Consider the following 25,773-nt stretch of genomic DNA (forward strand, 5'->3'; position numbering starts at 1 on the left):
GGTCTGGGTACCCGCTTGGGTGTGACTGCTTCGACTCAAGAGATCGAGCCCGCTCTCGGCATCGACGCCCGACTCACCGAGATCGAGCGTCAGGTCGACGTGCTGCTGAACCTCACCCCGCTCAACGGAGCGGAGGCGTGGGACGACTTCAAACGGAGCGACTTCACCGTGGCACCGACGCTGCGGCTCCGAGAGCTCGACTTCGACCCTGACCTGGTGCGTCGCGAACTCTACAACCTCGAGATCGAGGACGTCGCGGACCCGGCGCTGCACTCCTTGTTCCGGGCCAAGCGTGATGAGATCGCGCGCCAGATCACCGCTCTGGAGGACCGTGACACAACCAAGTTCGTCCACGGTTCGCGGCAGCTCTTCGGCGACCCCTCCCCCAGCCTCGTGTCATCGGCCGAGCAGCTGCTCGCCGACATCGAGCCGCCGGCCCCGGCTCGTGGGAACGTGACGTCGGGGGCGTTCGCCGATGCGGCGCGCGACGAGCTGGAGCACTACCGGGCGGCGTACCCCGAGTTTCCTGTGGAGGTCGAGGTGCGCGAGGACGTCTCCGAGCTGATGGTGTCCTCGGAGGGGCACCTGCTCATCCCGGAGGCCGGGACCTTTCGCGCCGACCGGGTCGAGCCGCTGCTTCATCACGAGGTCGGTACGCACGTCGTCACCTATCAGAACGGCGCGAGGCAGCCGCTGAAGATGCTGACGATCGGTCTGCCCGGCTACGACGAGACGCAGGAGGGCCTGGCCCTGATCTCCGAGTACGTCACCGGCGGCCTGGATCCGCGGCGGCTGCGGGTGCTGGCGGCACGGGTCGTCGCCGTCGACCTCCTGATCGCGGGCGCGACCTTCATGGAGATCTTCGAGACCTTGGAGAGCAAGCACCGGATCCCCCGGCGGACCGCCTGGTCGGTTGCGGTCCGAGTCGTCGTCGCCGGCGGGATGGTGCGCGACGCGATCTACCTGCGCGGTATCAGCCGCATCCTCGAGGCCGTCGCCTCGGGCGTCGATCTCGACGTGCTCCTCGTCGGCAAGCTCGCGCTGGACCACGTCGACCTGGTGCAGGACCTGCTCGATCGCGGCGTACTGGAGCCACCGTGGGTGCGCCCGCGATGGCTCGAGGTGCCCGGCGCGCGGGAACGCCTGGACCGGATGGCCGATGGCTTGCGAGTCACCGACCTCTACGAAGGAGATGGGGAGAGATGAAGCTTGCGTTCTTCGTCAACGAGATAGCCGTCGAGCACCCTGAGATGGGGACCACGCGACTCGCGAGGGCGGCCGCCCAGCGTTCGCACCAGGTCTGGTACGTCGGCGCCGGCGATGTCGAGTTCGACACGAGCCAGCAGCTCGTCGCTCGTGCACGCCGCGCCGAGTTCGAGGACGGCGACACGCTCGAGACCTTCCTGACCCGGATGAAGGAACGGGACGCCGAGCGCATGGTGATGGACTCGCTGGATGCGCTGTTCCTGCGCAACGAAGAGGCCACCGAGATGCAGGAACGACCCTGGGCCGGCCCGCTCGGCACCGTCTTCGGCCAGATGTTGGCCGCTCGCGGTGTCACGGTGGTCAACGACCCGGTCACGCTGAGCCGCGCGACGAGCAAGCTCTATCTGGAGGAGTTCCCCCAGGAGATCCGGCCGCGCTCCCTCGTCACCCGTGACGCCGAGGCGATCAAACGGTTCGTCGCCGATGTGGGCAAGTCCGTGGTCAAGCCGCTCTACGGTGGCAAGGGACGCAACGTCTTCGTCGTCGAGGACGAGAACGAGACCAACCTGGCCCAGATCACCGAAGCGGTCTTCGCCGACGGCTACGCGATCGCCCAGGAGTTCGTGGACGGCGGCGAGGAGGGCGACTCTCGGATCTTCCTGCTCGACGGGAAGCTGATCGAGGTCGATGGGGCGTACGCCGCGTTCCGGCGCGTCTCCCACGGCAACGACCCGCGCGCCAACATCAGCAAGGGCGGGCGGATGAAGCCGCTCGAGATCGGCGCGCGCGAGAAGGACATCGTCGACACGATGGGTCCCAAGCTGGCGGCCGACGGCTTGTTCTTCGTCGGGATCGACGTGGTCGGCAACAAGGTGCTCGAGATCAACGCCGACAGTCCGGGCGGCATCCAGAGCATCGAGTGGCTCTACAAGACCGACATCTGCCCGGTTGTCATCGAGGCCCTCCAGGAGCGCGCCTGCGGCTGAGCCGAGGCCGTGCAAGGGCGGCCGGCGCCTCAGCTCTTGTCTGGTCCGTTCGCGCGCACGCGCTCGACGTTGACCAGCGACTCCTGGAGCTCGTCGAGCCACTCGTGGGAGTGCTGCTGGACGAGCTTGACGCACCAGCCGAGCGCATCGCTCCGGCTGCGGGCGACGCCGCCGGAGACGAGCAGGTCGAGGACCTTGCGCTCGGGCTGGCGCAGCCGGGTCATCACGGGCGCGGAGACGGTGGTGAACATGTGCCGCTCTCCCCCGACCTCCACGCCCCAGGACACCTTGCGGTCGAAGCGTCGCTCAGCCTGGCGCGCCACGGCCATCCGGTCCTCGCGCGTGCGCTCACGGAACTCGCTCGCCCTGCCCTCGTTGGCCGCCGCCCGCTCCTCGTCCGAAGCGCCCTCGGCGGTCTTCGGCTCCTTGATCCGCCCGACGACGGTGATCTCCTCGCGGTCGACCACCACATCGACGATCTCGTCGTACACACCATCGGGCAGCCGTCCGCTGAACCACCCGCGCAACTCGTTTGTAAGCATGTAATCATGCTTACGCCGCTCGTCGTGCGATTTCAAGGGCTACCGTAAGCCGGCGATCCCGACCATCTCGACGAGGGCGATCGTGGCCGCGACCGCAGCGGTGACAGCGACCCGCCGGCGCCCGAGCAGCAGGTACGCAGCCAGTGCCGCGACCGCCAGCGCCGCGCCGAGACGCAGCCACAGCTGGTCCCCGGCCACCGGATGCCGGACCACCACCAGCGCGGCGACGACGAGAGCGAGGTGCGTACGACGCCAGGCGAGCTCGGTCCGCTCCGGCTGCAGCCCCGGGTCTCCCCCGTTCACACCAGCAGTGCCATCGAGACGAGCGCGACTGACCCGAGCACCCCGAGCACCAGGGGAAGCGGCGCCCGGCGGGTCGGGAGGGCGTCGCGCCTGCGGATCGCGCGCTCGCTGCGTACCCAGCTCCACCAGGACCAGGCCGCGCAGCCCGCCGCGAGGACCGCGAGACTGAGCGGGGCGAGCACGTCCAGCGCCGTGCTGCCGCCGACCTCCAGGGTGTCGACGGCGACCGCGACGGCGAGGAACGCGAGCGAGGTGCGGATCCAGGCCAGGAACGTACGCTCGTTGGCCAGGGTGAACCTGACGTCGGGCTCCTCGGTCTCGCTGTAGAGCCAGCTGTCCAGCCGACCGCGATCCGCGCGGCTCACGAGGCGGGCTGCGTGACGGCTTCAGCGCCCGCATCGAGCCGCGGGCGGCGGCCGGTCACACCGGGGACGAGTGCCGCAGTGATGGTGAACAGGACCGTCCCCACCCACGCGACCGTCATCCAGCGCTCCCAGCCACCGGTCGCCTCGACCACGCGCGGCGCGAAGAGCACAGTCGCCAGGATGAACGTGCGGTTGAGCAGATGGTTGAGGCCGAAGGCACGCCCCTGGATGTCGGGGTGGACCTCCTCGACGTGCTCGGAGAAGCTCGCCATCCACGGCCCGAAGGTCGCTGCCAGCGACACGCCGATGCCGACGAAGAGGACGATCACCACGGTCGAGGGCGCCTCGCTCCCCCGACCCATGAGTGCCAGGAAGGCGCCGAGGAAGACAGCCGCGGCGACGCCCCCGCCGACCATGAACGCCTTGCGGCGCTGGGTACGGTCCGAGAGGCGGGCGAAGACCAGGCTCATCGCGAGATTGCTCAGCCAGAAGACCATCGTCATCGCCGAGGCGGCCAGGACCGAGACGCCGAACTGCTGCACGAGCATGGTCTGGGCGTAGGCGTTCATCGTGGCCAGCAGGACGTAGAGGAACGACATCGCGAGCACGTGCGTCCAGAACACGCGGCGCGCCACGAGCAGGCTCAGGCCCTTGCTGCCCTGCGGCACCTCGACGGCGTGGGCCTCGCGCTCGGTCAGGCGCACGGCACGGCGGACCTCGGGCGCGAGGTCGCGCAGGGTGAGGGCGACGACGGTCGCTCCGACCAGCGCGGCGCCGGCCATGATGAACAGCTGCGAGCGCCACTCGTTGCCGAAGATCCCCAGGGTCGCCGAGGCGACGGCTGCGGCGAAGAAGTTGGCGCCCACCGAGCCCCAGCTCCAGAACGCGAACGCCTGCGCGCGACCCATGCGCGGAGTGAAGTCGCGGATCAGCGGCTGGGTGCCGGCCACGGCGACGCCCTCGACGAACGCGAGCACGATCCGGGCGGTCGCGAAGTGGACGACCGAGTCCGCGGTGGCCATGAACAGGCAGGCAGCGGCGGAGAGGAACATGAACGGGACCAGGATCCTCACCCGGCCGACGCGGTCAGCGAGCTCGCCGCCGAGGTAGCCGGCGACGGCGCCGAAGATCAGCGACGCGGCCGTGATGAGGCCGTACGTCTTGAGCGACATCCCGAGGTCGTCGAGCAGCAGCGGCAGCACGGGAGCCAGCTGGCCCTCGAACGCCGAGATGAACAGGGCGAGCACGACGACAGCCAGGAGCACACGGCGGCGTGCTCCAACTGGGTACTCGGTGAGCAGGGTGCGGTAGGACAACGGAGATCCGCCCTTCAGGATGCTAGACAGAATGTCTAGTAACGGTCGTCACGTCTGACTGTAGGCCGAGTGACCCGCGCCACACAAGACATCGCGTCCAAGAACCCACCGCGACCCGTGCTCACGTCAGCGGCTGTCGGGGTCGAATCCCGTCGCCCAGAAGCGCCCGCGACGCGAGAGCTCGACGAGCGTCTCGACGACCTGGTCGGTGGCCGGCCTCGGCTCCGGCGCGTCCAGCCACCACAACAGCACCGCCATCTGCTCACCCACCCACGCGCGAGCCAGCACCTGGAGATCCACCCGCGGACGCACGGCATTCGCCTTCACCCGCGCCGTGAACGTCTCGTGCGCGGTGGCGCTCCAGGCGTCCTCGAAGGCCCGCAGGCCGCGGCCGTCGCCCTCACCCCGCAGGATCATCCGGTACGCATCGGGCCGCTCGGACGCATGCCGGAAGACCTCGGCCACCGGCTGCCCGGTGAACCCGGCGTCCTCGGGCGCCAGCACCTCCGCCAGTCGCTCCTCGAGCTCCTCGAGCACCGAGGACACCACGTGGTCGTAGAGCGCCTCCTTGTCCCTGAAGTGCGTGTAGAACGTCGCCCTGCCGACGTCGGCGGCGGCGACGATGTCCTCCACCGTCACCGCGGCGTAGCCACGCTCGAGCACCAGGGAGACGAGCGCGTCACGGAGCGCTCCTCGCGTTCGCCGGCTGCGCCGGTCCTCAACCACCGTCATGGGCACTGTTCTAGCACTTTGCCGAACGGCTGGACTGTTTCTGGACATGCTGTCTATGATCTCCCGTGACCGCGCTCACAGCAGCGACCCCCGACCACCAGGAGGGCACCCGTGAATCTCGGTGGCTATCTGACCCGCACCGCGACCTTCACCCCCGACGCCACTGCCCTGGTCTCCGGCACCGACCGATGGACCTACCGCGAGCTCGAGGACGACACCAACCGGCTCGCGGCCGCCCTGATCGCCCGTGGCTGCACACCGGGGACTCCCGTCGCCACCCTGGCCACCAACCGCGGCGAGCTGGTCGTCGCGGAGATGGCGATCTGCAAGGCGGGTGCGCTCCGAGTGCCGATCAGCGCGCGGCTCGCTGCCGCGGAGGTCGAGCACGTGCTCCTCGACGCCGCCGTGAGGGTCGTCTTCACCTGCGGCGCCCACCTCGAGCTGGTCCGCAAGATCGTCGACGCCCACGGCCTGGACTGCCTGGTCGTCGACCTCGACAACCGGGACACCGGCGCGACGGCGTACGACGCCCTGCTCGCCGAGGGTTCCACCGACCCGGTCGCGGTCGACGTCGACGAGGACGATCCGGCCGTCCTCAACTTCACCTCCGGCTCGACCGGCACCCTGAAGGCGGCGGTGCAGACCGTCGGCAACCGGCTGGCCAACATGCGCAAGCTGGCGATGAACCCCTACGGCTCGCTCACGAACCACGCCGTCTACCTCGCCCCGGGACCGATCACCCACGCCAGCGGCATGGTGATCCTCGGCTGCTTCTTCCGCGGCGCAGCCGTGGTCGTACTGCCGGCGTTCGAGGTCGAGGCCTACCTCGACACCCTCGAGCGCGAGCGGGTGACCCACACCTTCGTCGTGCCGGTCATGCTCAACCTGATCCTCGCCTCCCCCACGCTGCGCGATCGCGACCTCTCCGCCCTGCAGAGCGTCACCGTCGGCGGCGCCCCGGTCAGCCCGGCTCGGCTGCGCGAGGCGGTCGAGGCGTTCGGCCCGGTGGTCAACCAGGGCTACGGGCAGGGTGAGACGACGAGCGCGATCACCTTCCTCAGCTCCGAGGACGTCGTCCGAGGCATCGAGTCCGACCCGGAGCTGCTGCTCTCCTGCGGCCGTCCGGTCTACGACACCGAGGTGATCGTCGTCGACGACGACCACAACCCGCTGCCGGCCGGCGAGATCGGCGAGATCGTCGCGCGCGGTCCGGACTGCGTACGGGAGTACTTCCACGCCCCGGAGGCGACCGCCGAGACCTTCCGCGACGGCTGGGTGCACACCGGCGACCTGGGTCGGATCCGCGAGGACGGGTTCGTCTTCATCGTGGACCGGAAGAAGGACATGATCATCTCGGGCGGCTACAACGTCTACTGCTCCGAGGTGGAGGCCGCGCTCTACGAGCACCCGGCGGTCAGCGAGGCCTGTGTCGTCGGGGTGCCCAGCGAGAAGTGGGGCGAGACGGTGAAGGCGTACGTCTCCCTCGTCGCCGGCACCACCGCCACCGAGGAGGAGCTGCGCGACTTCTGCCGCACCCGGCTCTCAGGTGTCAAGGTGCCCCGGATCGTCGAGTTCGCCGACGCGCTCCCGCTCAACCGCAACGGCAAGGTCGACCGGCGGGCCCTGCGCGAGCGCGACTGGGCCGGCGCCGAGCGGAAGGTCGGCTGAGATGACCTTCTCCCTCACCCCGTGCTATCCCGAAAACCCGCGCTTGGACGAGCTGGTCACCCGGCTGCGCGACTACCTCGACGGCGAGCTCGCCGACTACGAGCGCGGCCTCGGCCTGGCCCCGGAGACGCCGCTGGACCGCTCGATGCTGGAGCCGGTGTGGCAGCGCAGCCGCGAGCTCGGCTTCTACGGCATCCACCTACCCACCTCGCTCGGCGGCCAAGGTCTGAGCTACACCGAGCTGGCCGCGCTCAAGGAGGAGATCGGCGCCTCCGGCCGCCAGCTCGCCACCAGCGTGCTCGGCGACATGGGCGGACCGCTCCGCGTCGGAGCGATCTTCGAACACGCGACCGAGCACCAGATCGAGAAGTACCTGATGCCGGTCGTACGCGGCGAGCGCGCCTGCTGCTTCTCGATGACCGAGGACGACGCCGGCTCCGACGTACGCCGGATGCGGACCACCGCCACCCCGACCCCGGGCGGCTTCCTGGTCAGCGGGCACAAGGTGTTCAGCACCGGCGGCACCTTCGCCGACTTCGCGATCCTGGTGGCTCGGATGTCCGGCGAGGAGGAGTCGTACGCCGCGTTCTTCGTCGACCTCGACTCCCCCGGCTGCCGGGTGCTGCCCGGCGACCTGCCGCTGTCGGGCCAGAACATCGAGAGCGACATCGTGCTCGAGGACTGCTTCGTGCCGCAGGAGAACCTGCTGGGTGAGATCGGTCAAGGGCTGCGGATCGCGCTCGGCCGGGTCACCGCCAACCGGCTGCTGCACTGCCCGACCGCGCTCGGCGCGGCCCGCCGTGCGCTCGCGCTGGCGCTGGACCACGCCGCCAACCGCACCGTCTTCGACGGGCTGCTCCTGGAGAAGCAGGCGATCCAGCACCGGCTCGCCGACATGGCCACCGACTACTACGCCGCCAGGTCGATGACCTACGACGCGCTGGCCGACCTGGACGCCGGCAGGCGGCCGCGGATCGAGTCGTTCATGTGCAAGCTGTTCGTGGCCGAGCGGTCCTTCGAGATCGCCGATGCGGCACTGCAGCTGCACGGCAAGGCCGGGATGGTCCGGGGCGCGGAGATCGAGGTGATCTGGCGGCGGCTGCGGATGTTCCGGGTGCTGACCGGCTCCTCGGAGATCCAGCGCAACGGCGTCATCCGTGATCTCGTGAAGTCGCTGGGGGCATGATGACCGACCAGCTGACCCAGGAGGGGGCTGACGCCCACCGCGGCTTCGTCGCCGCGCTCGAGCCCGGTCTCGTGACCAAGGCCGATGGCACGGTCGTGTTCGACGCGGACGCCGACGCCTTCCTCGACTACCCCGCGCCGGACACCGCCCACCCCGGGCTGTGGCGACACAGCCGGCTCACCTCGCTGCAGGGTCTGTTCGAGGTCACCGACGGGATCTACCAGGTGCGTGGCCTCGACCTCGCCAACCTCACGATCGCGGAGGGCGAGCGCGGGATCGTCGTCATCGACACCCTCACCACCGCCGAGACCGCGGCGGCCGCGCTGGGGCTCTACCGCGAGCACCGTGGCGAGCGGCCGGTGACCGGGGTGGTGCTGACCCATCCGCACGCCGATCACTTCGGCGGGATCGCCGCCGTGCTCGCGGCGAGCGACGGTGACGTACCCGTGCTCGCGCCGGAGGGGTTCCTGGAGCACGCGGTCTCGGAGAACGTCTACGTCGGCCCGGCGATGAACCGGCGCTCAGCCTTCATGTACGGCAGCATGCTGCCCATCGCTCCGGACGGACACCTCGGCTGCGGTCTGGGTCCACGACTCGCGTCGGGCACCATCGGGCCGGCCGCACCCACCGACTCGATCACCCGCACCGGCGAGACGCGCGTGATCGACGGCGTCGAGATGGAGTTCCAGCTGACCCCGGGCAGCGAGGCCCCGGCGGAGATGAACATCTACCTACCCGGCCGGCGGGCGCTGCTCCTGGCCGAGAACGCCGTCCACTCCCTGCACAACATCATCACCCTGCGTGGCGCGGAGGTGCGCGACGCACGGCTGTGGGCGCGCTACCTCACCGAGGCGATCGACCTGTACGCCGGGCGCTCCGACGTCGCGTTCGCGACCCATCACTGGCCGACCTGGGGTGCGGAGCGGATCGAGTCCTTCCTCGCCGGCCAGCGCGACGTCTACGCCTACCTGCACGACCAGACCGTGCGTCTCATCAACCGTGGCCTGAGGCCGAAGGAGATCGCCGAGGAGCTCGTCCTCCCACCGGCGCTCGACGCACAGCCCTCCACCCGCGGCTACTACGGCTCGCTGAGCCACAACGTGAAGGGGATCTACCAGCGCTACCTGGGCTGGTACGACGCCAACCCGGCCCATCTGTGGGAGCTGCCCCCGGCCGAGGAGGGCGAGCACTGGGTGCGGCTCCTCGGTGGCGCGGATGCCGCCGTGGAGCAGGCCACGGCGCTCGTCGCAAGCGGGGAGACCGGCGACCTGCGGTTCGCCGCGACTCTGCTCAACCACGTGGTCTTCGCCGACCCCTCGGTGAGCGCGGCGCGGACACTGCTGGCCGAGGTCTACACCCGGCTGGGGTACGGCGCGGAGAACTCCACCTGGCGCAACGTCTATCTCACTGGTGCCCGCGAGCTCCTCGACGGCCCGAAGGTCCCGCCACGCGGAGGCGGTCGGGGTCTGCTCGCCGCGCTCTCGGTGTCGCAGCTGCTCGACTCCCTCGCCATCCGGCTCGACGGCCCTCGTGCCTGGGACCTCGATCTGCGCATCGACTGGCACCTGCTGGATCACGATGACTCTCCTGAGGGCGGCTGGTGGCATGCCCGGCTGCGCAATGGCGTACTCGTGCACCGCCGCGACGGCGCCGCGGACCCGGCTGCCGGTCTGACGCTGACGCTCACCCGACCACAGCTCGCCGGCCTGCTCGGTGCACGGAGTCTCGACGGGATCGAGCACTCCGGCGACCTCGGCGTGCTCCAGCAGCTGCTGGGGGCGCTCGAGGCGCCCGACCCGGCGTTCCCTATCGTGTCCGCGTGACCGACGACACACCCGCGACCGGGCTCACCGAGCTGCAGGCCCGCCGCTTCCTGACCACCGACGCGGCGCGGGCCGACAAGGTCGCCCGCTGGCACGCCAAGGGGCGGCGTACGGCTCGGGAGAACATCGCCGATCTGGTCGATCCGGCTCGTTCGTCGAGTACGGGAGGTTCATCACCGCGGCCCAGGAGCAGCGTCGCGGCCTGGCCGAGCTCGTCGTCGAGACTCCCGCCGACGGAATCATCGGCGGCACCGCCTCCATCGGCGGGAAGCCGTGCGCGGTGCTGTCCTACGACTACCTGGTGATGGCCGGCACCCAGGGCATGCGCGGGCATCGTAAGTCGGACCGGCTGATCGAGATCATCGGGCGGATGCGGCTGCCGACCGTCTTCTTCACCGAGGGCGGCGGTGGTCGACCCGGCGACACCGACATCCCGCTGGTCTCCGCGCTCGACGTCGGCTCGTTCGCACTCTGGGGCGAGCTCGAAGGGGTCGTGCCGCGGATCGCGGTCGTCTCCGGGCGCTGCTTCGCCGGCAACGCCGTCCTGGCCGGCTGCGCCGACCTCCGCATCGCCACGCCCGACGCCAACCTCGGCATGGCCGGCCCGGCGATGATCGCCGGCGGTGGGCTAGGGACGTTCGCCCCCGAGGAGATCGGGCCGGTGAAGGACCAGGCCGCCAACGGTGTCATCGACGTGCTGGTCGAGGACGAGGCGGCCGCCGTCGAGGCCGTACGCAGCGTCCTCTCCTGCCTCGAACCGAGCGCGGAGAGCGGAGAGGCCGTCGACCAGGCCGCCCTGCGGACGATCCTCCCCCACAACGACCGGGAGGCCTTCGACGTACGCCCCGTCGTCGAGACGCTCGCCGACCACGACTCGGTCATCTGGCTGCGTGAGGCGTTCGCTCCCGAGCTGGTCACCGCGCTGGCGCGGATCGACGGGATCGCGGTCGGCGTGGTGGCCAACCAGTCGACCCACCTGGCCGGAGCGCTCACCAGCGACGCCTCGGTCAAGGCCGCCGAGTTCCTCGCGCTCTGCGACCGATGGGGCCTCCCGCTGGTCTCGCTCGTCGACACCCCGGGGTTCATGGTCGGCCCCGAGGCCGAGCGTGGCGGTCTGGTCCGGCACGCCTCACGGATGGTCGTCGCCGGCGCCCAGCTGTCCACCCCGATGGTCGGGGTGATCCTGCGCCGCGGCTACGGGCTCGGCGCGCAGGCGATGCTCGGCGGGAGCACCCACCGCCCGCTGCTCACCGTCGCCTGGCCCGACGCCCACCTTGGCCCGATGGGCCTGGAGGGCGCCGTACGCCTCTCCATGGCCACCGAGCTCGCCGCGATGCCCGAGGCGGAGCGCGAGGAGCGGGTCGCCACGTTGACCGAGGAGTACCGCAAGCAGGCCAGCGCGCTCAATGCCGCGCGGGTGTTCGAGATCGACGACGTCATCGACCCCGCCGAGACCCGCGCGGTCGTGGCCGCGACCCTGCGTCGAGCCATGGCCGGCGGTCGGTCGTGACAATGACCACTCCGCGGTTGCCCGCTGCTACGAGGCCCCGCCGTCGTCGTCCCAGATCTGCTCACCGATCTGGCTCTGGTCGGGCCCGGAGAGCCCCAACAGCTGAGCCGGGCGGTGGGTGTTTCGGTCGTCGGCGGCCTGCTCCATGATCCTCGCGGCGAGCTCGGGCGCGGTGTCGTGAGGCACCACCAGTAGGCGGAGCCGGTCACCGGTCGCCATCGCCAAGATCATGATGTGGGTGTCGTCGGACGGGAACGAGCCGACCTTGACGATTCCACGGGCAGCACGGATCTTGCGGATGCTCGGTTGGCCCACGATCGAGTCCCAGTCGGGCCTGGAGAACAACAGTCGCGAGATGCGGCCGATGCGGTGGGGAAAGTGGTCGACCAGATCGGCGGCCTCTGTCTGGAGGTCGCGCGACTGCGGCCACCAGGCGCCGTCGACCGGCCCCGCTTGAAAGCTGTTGTCGAGTCGGATCCGAAGCTCGGCTCGAACGGCGGTCGGATGCTCTTGGATCGGTGACGTCGTCATGACGTCCACCCTTCGTGCTGCCCTGCGAGCTCGGCGAGCCAAACCGACAGCTTGGTTAACATAAGTGTACCTCGCTGTCGGGTCGAACCCAACCGCCTAGATCTCCCGCAGCCGGGGCACGAGGTCGACCGCAGCAGTGGCCCACGGCACCGGGTCGACGTACGGCGTCGGCATCAGCCCCACGAGCGTGATGCCAAGGGCGGCGTATTCCTCCATGGACGTCAGGAAGGCGTCCGGGTCCTCGACCGCGGGACCCTGGAAGAGCATGGTCTTCTCGATCGCGTCGTAGTCGGTGCCGAGGTCGTCGCAGTGGCCGCGCAGCACGTCGAGCTTGTGCTTGACAGTGGCGACCGCCTCGGGGCCGGCCGCGCCGAAGAGGTTGGTGCCCTGGCCGTACTTGGCGACCAGGCGGAGGGTCTTCTTCTCTCCCCCGCCGCCGATCAGGACCGGGACCGTGCCGTTGACCGGTTGCGGCAGCGAGATCGTCTCGGCGAGCCGGTAGTGCTTGCCCTCGTAGGCGCCGTCGTTGTCGGACCACATCTGGCGGCAGATCTCGAGGGTCTCCTCCAGACGCTCGAACCGCTCGGCGGTCGGCGGGTAGGGCACACCGAGGCCCTGGTGCTCGCGCTCGTACCAGGCGGCGCCGATCCCGAGCAGCGCACGGCCGCCCGAGAGCCGGTCGAGCGTGGTGACGGTCTTGGCGAGCAGCCCCGGGTGGCGGTAGGTCACTCCGGTGACGAGCAGGCTGAGACGTACGTTGTCGGTGATCCCGGCCAGGTAGCCCAGCGTGGTGTAGCCCTCGAGCATCGGCTCGAAGGGGCCGCCGGCCTGCTCCATCTGGAACCAGTGGTCCATGACGGTGAGCAGGTCGACGCCACCCTCGTCAGCGATCCGGGCCGTCTCGGTCAGCTTGTCGGCGAGCGTCTTCTCCCACTCGGGGTGGGTGAAGGTGAAGTAGTGGAGTCCAAGATCCATACCTCAGACGCTAGGGCTTCGAGCGCGCTCGAAGACAAGGCCCTTTTCTTCAGTTCAGCGTCGGTTCACGGACGCATCCGCCGCTCTTCGCGCAGGTCGCGCTTGTCGAGCTTCGCGTCGTACGCAGCCAGCGGCTTCGCCTTCGCCGCGTCGGCCTCGACCGCGGCGCTCGCGACACCGGCCCACTCCAGGATCCGGGCGGTGGCTAGCTCACGCTCGTCGGCGACCAGACCGGCCACGTTGGCGCCGTGGTTCATGCCCGGGGCGGTGAAGACGTAGGAGTCCTCGGCGAAGTATCCGGGGCGGAAGCGCTCGGCACCCCACGGGTCGGCCTCGCCGTAGACGAAGAGCATCTGGTGGGCGTGCTTGCGCACCCACGAGTCCACGTCACGCATCGCCGACGGGTCGAACCGCATGTCGATCTCGCGCGGGACGAAGCTGCGCGGCGGCTGGTAGCCGTAGCGGATCAGCTCGCCCTCGATGTGCGGGAAGCCGATCGTCGGCGCGCCCAGCTCGGTGCCGGCCTGGTAGTAGTACGGCGTGTAGGGGCTCAGGCCCTGGTCGGTGTAGAAGCTGAAGCCCGAGTAGTAGTCGATCGAGTCCCAGATCGCCTGGTCGGTGGCGGTCGCCGCGTCAGCCGGGATGTTCGCGCACTGGGAGGTGCCGGCGTACTGCCAGAAGGCCCAGACGTAGTCGAGCACCACCATCTCGTACGCAGCATCCAGGCTGCCCACGGTGTCGAAGGTGTAGCCCTCGGCGGCCGCCAGGTCGGCGTACTTCGCCTTCAGCGCCTCGCGGCGGACGAGTGCCTCCCGCTGGACGCCGTTGAGCCGGTTGCGGCAGTCCTCGGTGCCGACGGTGGCGAAGAAGTCGTCGTAGGCGGAGTCCTCGCGGTTGACGACGTCGTTCGGCGCGACGTAGGCGACGATGCCGTCCATGTCCTGGGGGTAGAAGCGCTCGAAGTAGGTCGCGGTCATACCGCCCTTGGAGCCGCCGGTGGCGAGCCAGTTGGCGGAGTAGATCGGCTCGAGCGCCTTGAAGATGCGGTGCTGGTCGCTGGCCGCCTGCCAGATGTCGAGGTCGTCCCAGTCGGCCGGGTCAGGCCGCGACGGGGTGAAGAACCGGTATTCCATCGAGACCTGGTTGCCGTCCACGATCCGGGTCGGCTCGCTGCGGCCGGGGTTGGTCGAGACGTTGTAGCCGCTGGTGTGGAACACGGTCGGGCGGGCGGTGTCCTTGTGGAGCACGGTGAAGCGCTGCTGGAAGGTCTCGCCGTCGGGCTGCCGGTGGTCGACCGGCTGGGTCATGCTCAGGACGAAGTAGCGGTAGCCGGTGACGGGCTTCTCCTGGATCAGGCTGACGCCGTCGATGGCGAGGAGGCGGTCGAGGATGTCGTCCTCGGCAGCGGTCGCGGGGGTGGCGGGTGCGGCGACGAGCAGGGACATCAGTCCCATCGCCACCAGGATCCGGCCGATCAGTGCACGCATGTGGGGTCTCCTTCGGTGCGGGTTCTCGGCAACCTAGCCCACCCGAGGCGGACGCACCTCCGAATTTGGAACCGGGGAAGGAAGTCGCGTCCGGTTGCCTTCTAGAAGGCAACGACCAGATGGGCAACGCCCGATGAGGAGGCGCTCCACCATGACGTTCGACCCGCACGACCTGCTCGCCACGACCCGACATGCGATCCTGGCCACGATCAAGGCGAACGGGCTGCCGCAGCTCTCGCCGGTGTGGCAGTTCTACGACCGCGAGCGTGGCGAGGTCCTGATCTCGACCCGCGAGGGCCTGGTGAAGACGAAGAACCTCCGCCGCGACCCGCGGGCGGCGATCGAGGTCGACGGACCGGGTGGGCGCTCCTGGGCCACCGCCGAGGGCACCGTCACGCTCACCGGTCCCGGCACCGATCCGAACGGACCGGAGGTCGACGCGCTCGTCGACTACTACCGCCGCGGCGCCGGAGAGCACCCCGACTGGGACGAATACCGCGAGGTGATGGTCAAGGACCGCCGCGTGCTCATCACGATCGCCGTCACGAAGGTGTACGGCGCGGACATCGGCTGAGCGCGGTCAACGGAGCCCATCCGAGGCACCTGAGGCCGGCCGAGCGCTCCTCGCTCGGCCGGTCGATTCGGGACGGTTCCGTGGACGCTACCTCCGCGGATTGAAGAACGTGCCGAACCCGGACGAGCCGAGCCCGCACAGCATGATGACGGCTCCAACGATCACGTTGGAGGCGATCATCCCTCCGGTCGTGTCGACGCCGTTCATGAGCCACGGCGAGACGATCGCCCATGCCCCCATGAGCGGAACGGTCCAGGCCAGACCGTGTGTGCGGCCGAACGCCGACGCGAACCCGAGCGCCAGCAGAGCGACCGTCAGGCCGATGATCAGATTGCTCATCATCAGCGGTGATGCCGTGGTGTTGAAGCCCACGATCCACGGCGAGACTGCCAGATAGAGGCCGGCCAACATCGTGACCCCGTCGACCACCTGAGCGGTGGCGGAGGAGCCGGTCAGATCGAACCGGTCCCGAAGTGCCGCGATGTCGGGGTGTTCCTGAATGGACAGGTTTTCAGACGACATTTTGAATTCACCTCCTCAGCCCAAATGCCAAAGGAAGAACGACTGTCCTCGGCCAACATTCTAGGCCCGGGAGGCCCCGATTGACCCCGCCGAAATCGCGGCTCCCAACGGCCTGGTTGCGGGCCCCGCGGAGCCTCGGGCTTGAACGAGGCCGATCTGTGAGGAATGGTGGAGCGGGTACTCCGAACCCAACCACGGAAGATCTCGACATGCTTCAGCTGACCGAGAACGCCACCACGATCGTCCGCTCGATCTCCGAGCAGTCCCAGGGCGCCGGCCTCCGGCTCGCCTCCAACGCAGAACCCGACGGTGCGTTGAGCGCCGCGCTGGTCCCCGAGGCCGAGGCCCAGGACCAGGTCATCGAGCAGGAGGGCGCACGGGTCTTCCTCGACCAGGGCGCCGCCGCCGAGCTCGACGACAAGATCCTCGACGCCGGGATGGACGCCTCCGGGAACGTACAGTTCGGGATCTCTCAGCAGGGCTGATCCCCACCCCGGACACGCCGGGACGCGCCGCGCTCGCGGTGTGTCCCGGCGTGTCTCTTTGTGTGCCTGCACATGCCTTGCCGTACGCGTAGGGTCGGCGGACATGAGCAGCGCTGGCGTACCTGCCTGGTTCCATCTCTTCCTCGACGTCCCGCGCCCGCGGTGGGAGGAGGCGGTCGGGTTCTGGTCGGCCGCCACCGGATGGGCGATCTCGCCGCCTCGCGGCGAGGACGGACAGTTCCTCACCCTGGTGCCGCAGACCGGCGATCCCTGGCTGAAGATGCAGGCCCTCGGCGACGGCGAGCCGAGGATCCACATCGATCTCGACGCCACGGATCGTGAGGCCGCCGTCGAGCGGTCGACCTCGTTGGGGGCGCAGCCGGCCTGGACGTACGACGGTGTGCCGGTGATGCGCTCCCCCGGCGGGCTCCTCTTCTGTCACACCATCGGCGAGGGGTCCGCGCCGCGCTTCGCACGCTCGGAGCCCGAGCGGGTCGTGGACCAGATCTGCATCGACATCCCCCGCGACCGCTGGGACGAGGAGGTGGCCTTCTGGGCCGCGGTCACCGGTCGGACCCCGGAGAAGGCCACGGCCCATGAGTTCGTACGCCTCGCCGACCCCGACCCGCACGGCGGGCTGCGGATCCTGCTGCAGCGTCTCGAGGAGGAGACCGGCGAGGTCCGGGCACATCCCGACCTCGCCGTCGCCCACCGGGCCTCGGAGACCTGTCGGCACGAGGCGCTCGGCGCCGAGACGGTCGGCGTCTTCGAGTGGTGGACGGTGATGCGCGCTCCGTACGGGCAGGTCTACTGCCTCACCGATCGCGACCCGGTGACCGGGAAGGTGGCCTAGCCTGGAGGCATGCGCCTCGCCTCGTTCAACGTCGAGAACCTCTTCGCGCGGCCGAAGGCCATGGACAGCGAGGCCGCCGACGCCAAGACGCGGCGTACGGTCTTGGCCGCCCACTCCCGCGCCTCCACGCTCCTGGCGCAGCCCAGCTACGCGGGCAACGAGCAGGAGATCCTCGACAACCTCGGGAAGCTCGGCCTGCTGAAGAGCGACGAGGGTGAGTTCGCGCGACTGCGGAAGATGCGCGGCGCGCTCCTGAAGCGGCCGCGGTCGGGCGACGTGCAGCTGGTCGCGAAGGGTCGCAACGACTGGGTCGGTTTCATCGAGCTCAAGACCGCGGCCGTCGACGAGGTGGCCACCGAGAACACCGCGCGCGTGTTCGCCGAGCTCCGCGCCGAGGTGGCGGTGGTCGTCGAGGCCGACGACCGGCCGGGGCTGCACATGTTCTCCCAGACGCTGCTGCCGGAGGTCGGGGCGGAGGCGTACGAGCAGGTGATGGTCGTGGAGGGCAACGACGAGCGGGGCATCGACGTCGGCGTGATGGTCGGCGACGGCTACCGCCTCGCCCAGATCCGCACCCACATCTTCGACCGCGACGAGGAGGGCGTGATCTTCTCCCGCGACTGCTGCGAATACCACCTCGACACCCCGGGTGGAGCGCGGATCGTCGTGCTGGCCAACCACTTCAAGTCCAAGGGCTACTCGGAGAAGGGCGACCCGCTGGGCGCCAAGCGACGCGGCCGGCAGGCCACCCGGGTCGCGGAGATCTACCGCGGGCTGCTCGAGGAGGGCATCGAGCACATCTGCATCGCCGGCGACCTCAACGACTCCCCGGGCAGCGAGTCACTGAGGCCGCTGCTCTCCGTCGATGGGCTCGTCGACGCCAGCGAGCACGAGAACTGGGACTGGAACCACCGCCGCGGAACGTACGGTTCCGGCAACGAGGACGACAAGATCGACTACCTGCTCCTCTCCCCCGCGCTGCGCGCGAAGCAGACCGGCGGTGGCGTCTTCCGCAAGGGCGTGTGGCACGGGCCGCGCACCAAGGACCCGTGGGACCTGTTCCCGACCCTGACCGCAGAGCAGCACGCGGCCTCCGATCACGCGTGTCTCTACGCCGACTTCACCGACCTGTGACCGCCGGATCCTGAGAAGTCCGCCTGCGAGCCTGAAGATGCGCTGAAGGCGGGCGTGAGAGCGGTGGTTGCGGGCCTCGGCTGTGGCACGCTGGCGAGGTGAACGAGGTGTGGTACGTCGTCGGGCTGGTCGCGGTCTCCGTGGCCGTGCTGGCGCTCGGGGTGTGGTTCGTGCGACGAGAGATCCGGGACGAGGTCTCCCCGGCGCCGCTGCTGTGGGCCGGCTACGCGGTCGTGGCCGCCTTCGTCGTCTTCGGGGTGCTGCGCACGTCCTGGGTGGTGCTCTCATGAGGACCCGTGCAGACCTGCTGGGCTGGATCGGTCTCGCCGGCCGCGTCTACCTCGGCTTCGTGTTCCTCGCCGCCGGGCTGGCCAAGCTGCCCGAGCCGGCGATGACCGAGCAGGCGGTGCGGGGCTACCAGCTGCTGCCGTGGCAGCTCGCTCCGGCGTACGCCATCGCGATGCCGATCGCCGAGGTCGTGCTCGGCGCCCTGCTGATCCTCGGACTGTTCACCCGGACGGCGGCAGTGGCGACCGCGCTCGGTCTGTGCTCCTTCATCGTCGGGATCACCGCGGCGTGGGCGCGCGGGCTCAACATCGAGTGCGGCTGCTTCGGCGGTGGCGGCGGCGCCTCGGCCGACCCCACCTACCTGGCCGACACGCTGCGCGACCTGGGCTGGCTGGCGATCGCGGTCTACCTGATCCTGGTGCGCCGCACCAAGCTCGCTCTCGACGATCTCCTCTTCCGTCGGGGCACCCCTCCCGAAGCGGACTACAGCGAGAGCTCGAAGAAGACCGAGTTGGGGTCGAGCACGTAGCTGCCGAACGGCGGGCGCTCGGTGAAGCCGTTGCCCGCGTAGAGACGCCGGGCGGGCTCGTAGAACGCCTCCGTCCCGGTCTCCAGGAGAACCCGGCGGCCACCCTGTGACCTGGCCTGCTCGATGAGGTGGCGCAGCATCGCCGTCGCGATGCCCCGGCCACGGGCGGCGGCCGTCGTACGCATCGACTTGAGCTCGTAGTCGCCCTCACCAAGCGACTTCAACGCGCCGCAGCCGACGAGCTCCGAGCCCTCCCAGGCCGACCAGAACGCGATCTCGGGCACCTTCAGCGCCTCGAGGTCGAGCGCGTGCACCGACTCGGCCGGCGTCACCGCGTACATGTCCTCGAGATGCTCCTCGAGGATCCGGATCACCTCGGGCCTGGTCAGGTCGTCGAGCTCGAAGCGCAGGGAGAGCAGTGGCACGGCTGGAGGGTAACCGAGCAAGCCCCTCCCCTGTCGTGGCGGGTCGGTGCGGTGCGGCTGGTGCAGTATCGCGGTCGGCAACCAGGCTGTGCGATAGTGCGCGGCTCCGAGGCTGGTGGCGGATGCCGGCGGCATCGCCGGGCGGGGTCGGTCGCGGGAGGATTCGGGCGGCTCCCCTAGCATCTGGGCATGCTGACTCGTACGCTTCCGGCCGCTGCCGCCGCTGCCCTGCTCCTGACGCTCTCCGCCTGTGGCTCCTCCGGCGACTCCGGGGACTCGGGCGCCGCGCAGGAGAGCAAGGGCCCGAAGTCGAGCGAGTCGAGCGACTGGAAGTCGATCGTGAAGGCCGGATCGACCGAGTGCGACTACGCCGAGGACCCGATGGGCGCCTCGAAGGAGGTCGACCAGCCGCAGAAGACCGCGCAGTACACCGGCAAGGTCGCCGCTACCATCAACACCTCCGTCGGCCCGCTCGCGATCACCCTCGACGCCGACAAGGCGCCCTGCACCGTCAACTCGTTCCTCTCGCTGGCCTCGCAGGACTACTACGACGGCACCAGCTGCCACCGTCTCGGCAACAACCCCGGCTTCGCGTTGCTGCAGTGCGGCGACCCGACCGGCCAGGGCACCGGCGGCCCGGGCTACACGATCCCCGACGAGTTCAAGGACGGCGACACCTTCCCCGCCGGCACCCTCGCGATGGCCAACACCGGCCAGCCCAACTCCGGCGGCAGCCAGTTCTTCATGGTCTTCGGCGACACCCAGCTCCCGCCCGCCTACACCGTCTTCGGCACCCTCGACGAGGCCGGCATCAAGACCCTCCAGAAGGTCGGCGAGGCAGGCGTGGCCGAGGCCGGTGCCGACGGCACCGGCGCGCCCAAGACGCCCGTCGAGTTCGAGACGATCACCGTCGGCTGATCACTCCTCGCCGAGACCGGCCGGGGGTCAGGCTCGGCGGCGGGGTGGGTCGCGGCGCAGAACCTTGGGGAGGTACGCGGCGCCGGCGCTCTGCGCGGCCGCGGCGTCGTTGGGGTTGGAGATGCGGCATCGTTGCAGCGAGAGACAGCCGCAGCCGATGCAGGAGTCGAGGTTGTCGCGCAGCCGCTCGAGGGCGTGGATCTGCTCCTCGAGGCGGCGCCGCCAATGCTTCGACATCCGGGCCCAGTCGGCCTTGGTGGGCGTCCGGTCCCCCGGCAGGCAGTCGAGCTCGGCCTTGATCTCGTCCAGCGACAGCCCGACGTTGGCCGCCGCCCGGATGAAGGCGAGGCGGCGCAGGACGCTGCGCTCGAACGTACGCTGTCCCCCGGCCGATCGCCGGGCCTGGATCAGGCCCTGGCTCTCGTAGTAGCGCACCGCCGAGGCCGCATAGCCGCTGCGGCGGGTCACCTCGCCCATCGTGAGCAGGTCGTGGGTGTCCATGTCACTCTTTTCTGTCGCAGCCCTTGATCTCAAGTTCACTTTAGGTTGAATGCTAGCGAGCATGAACCGATCACACAACGAAGTAGCCGTCGTCACCGGCGGCTCCGCCGGGCTGGGGCTCGCCCTGGCCACGACGCTCATCGACAAGGGGTGGAACGTCGTCACCGACGCCCGCGACGCCGACCGCCTCCACACCGCCCTGCCGGCCAGCCCTCGGGTGACCACGCTGGCCGGCGACGTACGCGACGGGGACCATCAGGACGCCATCGCGGCCGCCGTCGCGCGGCACGGGCGCCTCGACCTGCTCGTCCACAACGCCAGCGAGCTCGGCCCGATGCTTCCCCTGGCCGAGGTCCCCGAGAGCCTCTTCTCGGATGTGCTCGAGACGAACCTGCTCGCTCCGCTCGCGATCACCCAGCGACTCCTCCCCTACCTGATCGCCTCACGCGGCACCCTCGTCGGCATCTCCAGCGACGCGGCCGTCGAGCACTACCCGACCTGGGGGACGTACGCAGCCAGCAAGGCCGCGCTCGACCACCTGATCCTCACCCTCGGCGAGGAGAACGGCATCCGCGCGTACGCCGTCGACCCCGGCGACATGCGCACCGCCATGCACCAGGCCGCCTTCCCCGGCGAGGACATCTCCGACCGCCCGCTCCCGGAATCGGTCGTTCCGCACCTGCTCGCGCTGCTCACCGGCGACGAGCCCTCCGGGCGCTACCGCGCCGCCGACCTCGCAGTAGGAGCAACCCGATGACCATGCTCGCCGAACGGCCGACCACCACGTTCCCCTTCCCCGACGACACCACCGCCCCCGCACCCGCGGAGTGGCGCGGCCTCGAGCGCGACGGCGTACGCCTGCTCGTGGCAGCCCCGGACGGCGTCCGACATGCCCGGTTCCGCAACATTGCCGACCACCTCTCCCCCGGCGACCTGGTCGTGGTCAACGACTCGGTCACCGAGGCACGTCAGCTCGACGCCGACATGGTCGGGCGCGGGCGCGTCGTGCTCCATCTCGCCCAGCGCCTCGACGCCGGTTGGGCCGTGGAGATCCGCTCCGCGCCGGACGCCTCGCGGTCCGTGCTCGACGCGGCCGAGGGCGACGTGGTCGTGACCGCGGGCCTGCGGGTGACCCTGGTCGAGCCCTACCCGGACGGCCGTCCGTCCTCCCCCACCGGCGAGGGCAACCGGCTGTGGCGCGCGGAGGTCACCGGCGACGTGGACGCCGAGCTGGCGCGGTCCGGCCGGCCGATCGCGTACGGCTACCTCGACCGGCGCTACCCGCTCGACGCCTACCAGACCGTCTTCGGGCACCGCCCGGGGAGCGCCGAGATGCCCTCGGCGGCTCGCCCGTTCACCCATCCGCTGGTCACCGAGCTGGTCACCCGCGGCATCCAGATCGCACCGGTCACCCTGCACACCGGCGTCTCCTCCCAGGAGGCCGGCGAGGCACCCGGCGCCGAGTGGTTCGAGGTCTCCGAGACCACGGCCAGGCTGGTGGAGCAGACCAGGTACGCCGGTGGCCGCATCGTCGCGGCCGGCACGACGGTCACCCGGGCCCTGGAGTCGGCGGTCGTCCCGGCGACCGGCGCGGTCAGGGCGGCCAGCGGGTGGACCGACCGCGTCGTGACACCTGCCAACCCGCCGTACGTCGTCAACGGGCTGATCACGGGGTGGCACGACCCGCAGGCCAGCCATCTGCTGCTCGTCGAGGCCGTCGCCGGTCCCGAGCTGACCCAGGCGGCCTACGACGCGGCTGTCGCCGAGGGCTACCTGTGGCACGAGTTCGGCGACTCGGCCCTCCTGCTCCCCTGAGAGCCGAGGGTCAGGACAGGGCGCCCTCGCCGTAGCTCACGGGGGTGCCGACGGAGACGGTGCGGCCGACGGTGCACAGCCGGGTCTCGGACTTCTTGATCGCGTCCGGGAGGACGGTGCGGGCAGCGTCGCCGGCCTCGCCCTCGGGGAAGGTGATGTCGAAGGTGACCGAGATGTCGACGAGGCGGTTGCCCTGCTCGTCGCGGATCTTGGTGGCCGCGGCGAGGGCCTCGAAGGTCTCCATCGGGGCGCGCTTGCCGGTGATGAAGTCGACGTCCAGGGCGCTGCAGCCGGCGAGTGCGGCGAGGAGGAGCTCGACCGGGGTGAAGTCGGGGTCGTCGCCGTGGCCGATCACCACGGTGCCGCCGCGCACGTTGGTCGCACGGAAGCGGTGCTCGCCGATCTTCTCCAGAGATACCGAGCGCTGGTCTGCCGCATCAGAAGTCATGGGGTAAGAGTGCCATCTGCCCGTTAGCCTGTGCGACGTGAGCACCCAGAGCCTGCCCCTGCGCCGTGACGAGGCCACCGCCCGTGCCGGTCTGCTGAAGATCGAGGACTACGACGTACGTCTCGACCTGGCCTCCAACGAGGAGACCTTCCACTCGGTGACGACGATCCGGTTCACCTCGAAAGGCGGGCCGACGTTCGTCGATCTGAAGCCGGTCTCGGTCGCGCGGATCAGCCTCAACGGCAGCCCGGTCGACCCGGCCACGCTCGCCAAGGGGCGCCTCCCGATCACCACGGTGGAAGGCGCCAACGAGCTCGTCGTCGAGGCGACGATGCCGTTCCGCAACGACGGCGAGGGGCTGCACCGCAGCGTCGACCCGGCCGACGGGCGGGCGTACGTCTACGGGATGTGCTTCATGGACGCCGCCCCCACGATCTTCGCCTGCTTCGACCAGCCCGACCTGAAGGCGCCCTACACCTTCCACGTCACCGCGCCTCGCGACTGGACGGTGATCGGCAACGCGCCGGGCACGCAGACGTCGCCCGGCGAGTGGGAGTTCGAGCGGAGCCAGCCGCTCTCGACGTACTTCGTCACGCTCGTCGCCGGCCCGTGGCACATGATCCACGACGAGCACGACGGGATCCCGCTGTCGCTGAGCTCGCGGCAGAGCATCGCCGCCGACCTCGACAAGGACGCCGAGGAGCTCTTCACCCTCACCAAGCAGTGCTTCGACGAGTTCCACCGGCTCTTCGGCATCCGCTACCCGTTCGGCAACTACCACCAGGCGTTCGTGCCTGAGTTCAACGCCGGCGCGATGGAGAACCCGGGCTGCGTGACCTTCCGCGACCCGCTCGTCTTCACCTCGCGGGTGACCCGCGGCATGCGGATCCAGCGCGCCACCACGGTCGCCCACGAGATGGCTCACCAGTGGTTCGGCGACCTCGTCACCCCGCAGTGGTGGGACGACCTGTGGCTCAACGAGTCGTTCGCCGAATACATGGGCAACCGGGTGACGGCCGAGGTGACCGCGTACGACGACGCCTGGGCCGACATGTCCTACGCCCGCCGCCAGTGGGGACTGACCGCCGACCAGCGCGGCTCGACCCACTCGGTCGCCGGCAACGGTGCCGAGGACGCCGTCTCCGCGCTGCAGAACTTCGACGGGATCTCCTACTCCAAGGGATCCGCGATCCTGCGCCAGCTGGCCGCGGCCCTCGGCGACGACGTCTTCTTCGCGGGCGCCATCGACCACTTCACCCGGCACCGGTTCGGCAACGCGACGATGCACGACCTGTTCGCCTCCTGGGCGCGTGCCGCGGCCGAGGCGGGGGTCGAGTTCGACCTCGACACCTTCACCTCCCAGTGGCTGCTCACCGCCGGCCCGGACACGCTCTCCTGGGACCCGGCCAAGATGGTCGTCAACCGCACCGCTCCCTCGCTGCACCCCGCCAACCGGTCCCACACCTTCCGTGCGGCGATCCTCAACGGCACCCAGTGGACCGTCGAGGACATCACCGTGACCGGCGACCAGACGCCGCTCCAGGTCGCCGCCAACGCGGTCGTGCTCGACCCGTACGACGACACCTGGGCCGCGGCGATCCCCGACTGGGAGACGGTCCAGGCGCTCAAGGGTGCCCTGCCGTCGATCACCGACGGCGGTCTGCGCGCGGGGGTGTGGAACAACCTGCGCAGCGCCTGGTTCAACGCGGCGGTCGACCCCGCCGACGTCATCGACATCGCCGAGGCGTCGCTGCCGATCGAGGACGTCGAGGACAGCCCGCGGCGCACCATGCCATGGCTCTTCGGATCGGTGGTGCCGCTGGCACCTTCCGGGGCTCGTGAGCGGCTCCACGAGGCGGCTCTGCGCAAGCTCGAGGAGGTCGCACCCGGCTCGGAGCTGCAGCTGTCGGCCTACCGTGCGGCGATCCGCTCGGCGACCTCCGAGACGCTGCTGCGCGAGTGGCTGGCCGCTCCCCCGGCCGGCATCGAGACCGACCTCGACCTGCGCTGGCGCATCCTCGCCAAGCTCGCCGAGAACGGCTTCGCGTCTCGGGAGGACCTGCAGGCGGCCTACGACGCCGAACCGGCCAACGATGCCCGCATCCACCTCAACGGCGCGCTGGTCAGCATCCCCGACGCGGAGGCGAAGGCGTACGGCTGGTCGGTGTTCACCGGTGAGACCGACCTGCCCAACTACGACATCCTCGCCGCCGGGCGGGCGTTCTGGACCGGCCCCGCGGAGCTCACCGCCGACTATGTCGAGCGCTACTTCACCGAGCTTCCCGCCACCTCGGAGAAGCGCTCGGGCTGGAGCCTGGCCGAGGCCGCGGAGGCGTTCTTCCCCAGCGGGTCGGTGACCGAGGAGACCCTCGCTGCCGCGCGGGCGGTCATCGAGCTGGATCTGGACCCAGGCGTACGCCGGCGGGTGTCCGATGCCGCCGACAACCTGCAGCGGCAGCTGGCCGTCAAGGTCACCTACCCGCGCCGCTGACGGAGCGCGCGCTGCCTCCTCGGACACTACTGGGTCTCGACCCGCTTCGCGGGTTCGCAAGCTCACCCGCTGCGCTCGCTCGACCTTCTCGCGTTGCGACCCGCGACTTCGTCGCGGGTCGCAGGCTCGAATGTCCGTGCTCACCGATAGTTTTCGTTTC

The 25,773-nt window shown here is 70.0% G+C and carries 28 protein-coding genes; 16 read left to right on the forward strand and 12 right to left on the reverse strand.

All coding sequences use genetic code 11. The features are described 5' to 3' along the window. Positions 1 to 21: 21 nt before the first annotated feature. Complete coding sequence (locus G5C66_RS19610) at positions 22 to 1,206, forward strand: peptidase MATCAP family protein (protein WP_338144242.1); 1,185 nt, start codon at positions 22 to 24, stop codon at positions 1,204 to 1,206. Beyond that, the gene (locus tag G5C66_RS19615; RefSeq protein ID WP_165112612.1) at positions 1,203 to 2,192 is read left to right on the forward strand and encodes an ATP-grasp domain-containing protein; all 990 of its coding nucleotides are present in this window, start codon (positions 1,203 to 1,205) and stop codon (positions 2,190 to 2,192) included. Before G5C66_RS19610 ends, G5C66_RS19615 begins: the two co-directional genes overlap by 4 nt. A gap of 29 nt (positions 2,193 to 2,221) precedes the next feature. On the opposite strand, the gene G5C66_RS19620 is transcribed toward G5C66_RS19615, so the two are convergent. From G5C66_RS19620 to G5C66_RS19640, 5 genes are all read right to left on the reverse strand, one after another. Continuing rightward, positions 2,222 to 2,734 carry a hypothetical protein gene (locus tag G5C66_RS19620; protein WP_165112613.1) on the reverse strand — a complete coding sequence of 171 codons (513 nt, stop codon included), beginning with the start codon at positions 2,732 to 2,734 and terminating at the stop codon, positions 2,222 to 2,224. Positions 2,735 to 2,773: 39 nt separating this feature from the next. Then, entirely contained in the window at positions 2,774 to 3,037 is a 264-nt protein-coding gene (locus G5C66_RS19625; protein WP_165112614.1) for a DUF202 domain-containing protein, read from the reverse strand. After that, a complete protein-coding gene (locus tag G5C66_RS19630) occupies positions 3,034 to 3,402 on the reverse strand; it encodes a DUF202 domain-containing protein (RefSeq protein WP_165112615.1) in 369 nt (122 codons plus the stop codon). The genes G5C66_RS19625 and G5C66_RS19630 overlap by 4 nt, the downstream gene beginning before the upstream one ends. After that, positions 3,399 to 4,667 (reverse strand): MFS transporter, encoded by a 1,269-nt coding sequence (locus G5C66_RS19635; protein WP_338144243.1) that lies wholly within the window; start codon positions 4,665 to 4,667, stop codon positions 3,399 to 3,401. Before G5C66_RS19635 ends, G5C66_RS19630 begins: the two co-directional genes overlap by 4 nt. A gap of 177 nt (positions 4,668 to 4,844) precedes the next feature. Next, positions 4,845 to 5,450: a TetR/AcrR family transcriptional regulator gene (locus tag G5C66_RS19640; RefSeq protein WP_165112617.1), complete on the reverse strand. Its 606-nt coding sequence runs from the start codon at positions 5,448 to 5,450 to the stop codon at positions 4,845 to 4,847. Positions 5,451 to 5,561: 111 nt separating this feature from the next. On the opposite strand from G5C66_RS19640, the gene G5C66_RS19645 reads away from it, so the two are divergent. The 4 genes from G5C66_RS19645 to G5C66_RS19660 are packed head-to-tail and all read left to right on the forward strand — an operon-like array spanning position 5,562 to position 11,637. After that, entirely contained in the window at positions 5,562 to 7,118 is a 1,557-nt protein-coding gene (locus G5C66_RS19645) for an AMP-binding protein (protein ID WP_165112618.1), read from the forward strand. Position 7,119: 1 nt separating this feature from the next. Next, entirely contained in the window at positions 7,120 to 8,304 is a 1,185-nt protein-coding gene (locus tag G5C66_RS19650) for an acyl-CoA dehydrogenase family protein (RefSeq protein ID WP_165112619.1), read from the forward strand. Further along, positions 8,304 to 10,127 carry an alkyl/aryl-sulfatase gene (locus G5C66_RS19655; RefSeq protein ID WP_241248678.1) on the forward strand — a complete coding sequence of 608 codons (1,824 nt, stop codon included), beginning with the start codon at positions 8,304 to 8,306 and terminating at the stop codon, positions 10,125 to 10,127. The genes G5C66_RS19650 and G5C66_RS19655 overlap by 1 nt, the downstream gene beginning before the upstream one ends. Beyond that, positions 10,018 to 11,637: a carboxyl transferase domain-containing protein gene (locus G5C66_RS19660; RefSeq protein ID WP_206444326.1), complete on the forward strand. Its 1,620-nt coding sequence runs from the start codon at positions 10,018 to 10,020 to the stop codon at positions 11,635 to 11,637. The genes G5C66_RS19655 and G5C66_RS19660 overlap by 110 nt, the downstream gene beginning before the upstream one ends. A gap of 27 nt (positions 11,638 to 11,664) precedes the next feature. Here G5C66_RS19660 and G5C66_RS19665 read toward each other — a convergent pair whose 3' ends face one another. From G5C66_RS19665 to G5C66_RS19675, 3 genes are all read right to left on the reverse strand, one after another. Next, positions 11,665 to 12,168 carry a DUF5994 family protein gene (locus G5C66_RS19665; RefSeq protein ID WP_165112621.1) on the reverse strand — a complete coding sequence of 168 codons (504 nt, stop codon included), beginning with the start codon at positions 12,166 to 12,168 and terminating at the stop codon, positions 11,665 to 11,667. Positions 12,169 to 12,264: 96 nt separating this feature from the next. Then, on the reverse strand, positions 12,265 to 13,143 hold the full coding sequence (locus tag G5C66_RS19670) for an LLM class F420-dependent oxidoreductase (RefSeq protein WP_165112622.1): 879 nt from the start codon (positions 13,141 to 13,143) through the stop codon (positions 12,265 to 12,267). A gap of 65 nt (positions 13,144 to 13,208) precedes the next feature. Continuing rightward, positions 13,209 to 14,630, reverse strand: coding sequence for an alpha/beta hydrolase family protein (locus tag G5C66_RS19675; RefSeq protein WP_165112623.1), 1,422 nt, complete (start codon positions 14,628 to 14,630; stop codon positions 13,209 to 13,211). 151 nt (positions 14,631 to 14,781) lie between these two features. On the opposite strand from G5C66_RS19675, the gene G5C66_RS19680 reads away from it, so the two are divergent. Continuing rightward, complete coding sequence (locus tag G5C66_RS19680) at positions 14,782 to 15,204, forward strand: PPOX class F420-dependent oxidoreductase (RefSeq protein WP_165112624.1); 423 nt, start codon at positions 14,782 to 14,784, stop codon at positions 15,202 to 15,204. A gap of 87 nt (positions 15,205 to 15,291) precedes the next feature. Here the strand turns inward: G5C66_RS19680 and G5C66_RS19685 are convergent, their stop codons facing one another. Then, positions 15,292 to 15,726, reverse strand: a complete 435-nt coding sequence (locus G5C66_RS19685; protein WP_008359591.1) for an SPW repeat protein — start codon at positions 15,724 to 15,726, stop codon at positions 15,292 to 15,294. 209 nt (positions 15,727 to 15,935) lie between these two features. Here G5C66_RS19685 and G5C66_RS19690 point away from each other — a divergent pair, with 209 nt between their 5' ends. From G5C66_RS19690 to G5C66_RS19710, 5 genes are all read left to right on the forward strand, one after another. Then, on the forward strand, positions 15,936 to 16,211 hold the full coding sequence (locus tag G5C66_RS19690; protein WP_165112625.1) for a Fe-S cluster assembly protein HesB: 276 nt from the start codon (positions 15,936 to 15,938) through the stop codon (positions 16,209 to 16,211). 103 nt (positions 16,212 to 16,314) lie between these two features. Then, a complete protein-coding gene (locus tag G5C66_RS19695; RefSeq protein WP_165112626.1) occupies positions 16,315 to 17,064 on the forward strand; it encodes a VOC family protein in 750 nt (249 codons plus the stop codon). Between the two features lie 9 nt (positions 17,065 to 17,073). Further along, positions 17,074 to 18,198 carry an endonuclease/exonuclease/phosphatase family protein gene (locus G5C66_RS19700; protein ID WP_165112627.1) on the forward strand — a complete coding sequence of 375 codons (1,125 nt, stop codon included), beginning with the start codon at positions 17,074 to 17,076 and terminating at the stop codon, positions 18,196 to 18,198. A gap of 98 nt (positions 18,199 to 18,296) precedes the next feature. Next, complete coding sequence (locus G5C66_RS19705; RefSeq protein WP_160023619.1) at positions 18,297 to 18,488, forward strand: hypothetical protein; 192 nt, start codon at positions 18,297 to 18,299, stop codon at positions 18,486 to 18,488. Beyond that, complete coding sequence (locus tag G5C66_RS19710; RefSeq protein WP_165112628.1) at positions 18,485 to 19,015, forward strand: DoxX family protein; 531 nt, start codon at positions 18,485 to 18,487, stop codon at positions 19,013 to 19,015. Before G5C66_RS19705 ends, G5C66_RS19710 begins: the two co-directional genes overlap by 4 nt. On the opposite strand, the gene G5C66_RS19715 is transcribed toward G5C66_RS19710, so the two are convergent. Continuing rightward, a complete protein-coding gene (locus G5C66_RS19715) occupies positions 18,970 to 19,440 on the reverse strand; it encodes a GNAT family N-acetyltransferase (protein ID WP_338144244.1) in 471 nt (156 codons plus the stop codon). The genes G5C66_RS19710 and G5C66_RS19715 overlap by 46 nt on opposite strands. Positions 19,441 to 19,629: 189 nt before the next feature. Here G5C66_RS19715 and G5C66_RS19720 point away from each other — a divergent pair, with 189 nt between their 5' ends. Beyond that, positions 19,630 to 20,358 carry a peptidylprolyl isomerase gene (locus G5C66_RS19720; RefSeq protein WP_165112629.1) on the forward strand — a complete coding sequence of 243 codons (729 nt, stop codon included), beginning with the start codon at positions 19,630 to 19,632 and terminating at the stop codon, positions 20,356 to 20,358. Positions 20,359 to 20,385: 27 nt separating this feature from the next. Here G5C66_RS19720 and soxR read toward each other — a convergent pair whose 3' ends face one another. Then, positions 20,386 to 20,859 carry a redox-sensitive transcriptional activator SoxR gene (soxR, locus tag G5C66_RS19725; protein ID WP_206444328.1) on the reverse strand — a complete coding sequence of 158 codons (474 nt, stop codon included), beginning with the start codon at positions 20,857 to 20,859 and terminating at the stop codon, positions 20,386 to 20,388. A gap of 61 nt (positions 20,860 to 20,920) precedes the next feature. Between soxR and G5C66_RS19730 the strand changes: the two genes are divergently transcribed. Both G5C66_RS19730 and G5C66_RS19735 read left to right on the forward strand, forming a co-directional pair. Next, positions 20,921 to 21,616: an SDR family NAD(P)-dependent oxidoreductase gene (locus G5C66_RS19730; RefSeq protein WP_165112631.1), complete on the forward strand. Its 696-nt coding sequence runs from the start codon at positions 20,921 to 20,923 to the stop codon at positions 21,614 to 21,616. Continuing rightward, complete coding sequence (locus G5C66_RS19735) at positions 21,613 to 22,674, forward strand: S-adenosylmethionine:tRNA ribosyltransferase-isomerase (RefSeq protein ID WP_165112632.1); 1,062 nt, start codon at positions 21,613 to 21,615, stop codon at positions 22,672 to 22,674. The genes G5C66_RS19730 and G5C66_RS19735 overlap by 4 nt, the downstream gene beginning before the upstream one ends. A 10-nt stretch (positions 22,675 to 22,684) precedes the next feature. On the opposite strand, the gene G5C66_RS19740 is transcribed toward G5C66_RS19735, so the two are convergent. Next, positions 22,685 to 23,122 carry an OsmC family protein gene (locus G5C66_RS19740; protein ID WP_165112633.1) on the reverse strand — a complete coding sequence of 146 codons (438 nt, stop codon included), beginning with the start codon at positions 23,120 to 23,122 and terminating at the stop codon, positions 22,685 to 22,687. 37 nt (positions 23,123 to 23,159) lie between these two features. Here G5C66_RS19740 and pepN point away from each other — a divergent pair, with 37 nt between their 5' ends. Continuing rightward, positions 23,160 to 25,613, forward strand: coding sequence for an aminopeptidase N (gene pepN / locus G5C66_RS19745; protein ID WP_165112634.1), 2,454 nt, complete (start codon positions 23,160 to 23,162; stop codon positions 25,611 to 25,613). Positions 25,614 to 25,773 lie beyond the last annotated feature (160 nt).

The sequence above is a fragment of the Nocardioides turkmenicus genome, assembly GCF_011045035.1.
Classification (GTDB): Bacteria; Actinomycetota; Actinomycetes; order Propionibacteriales; family Nocardioidaceae; genus Nocardioides; species Nocardioides turkmenicus.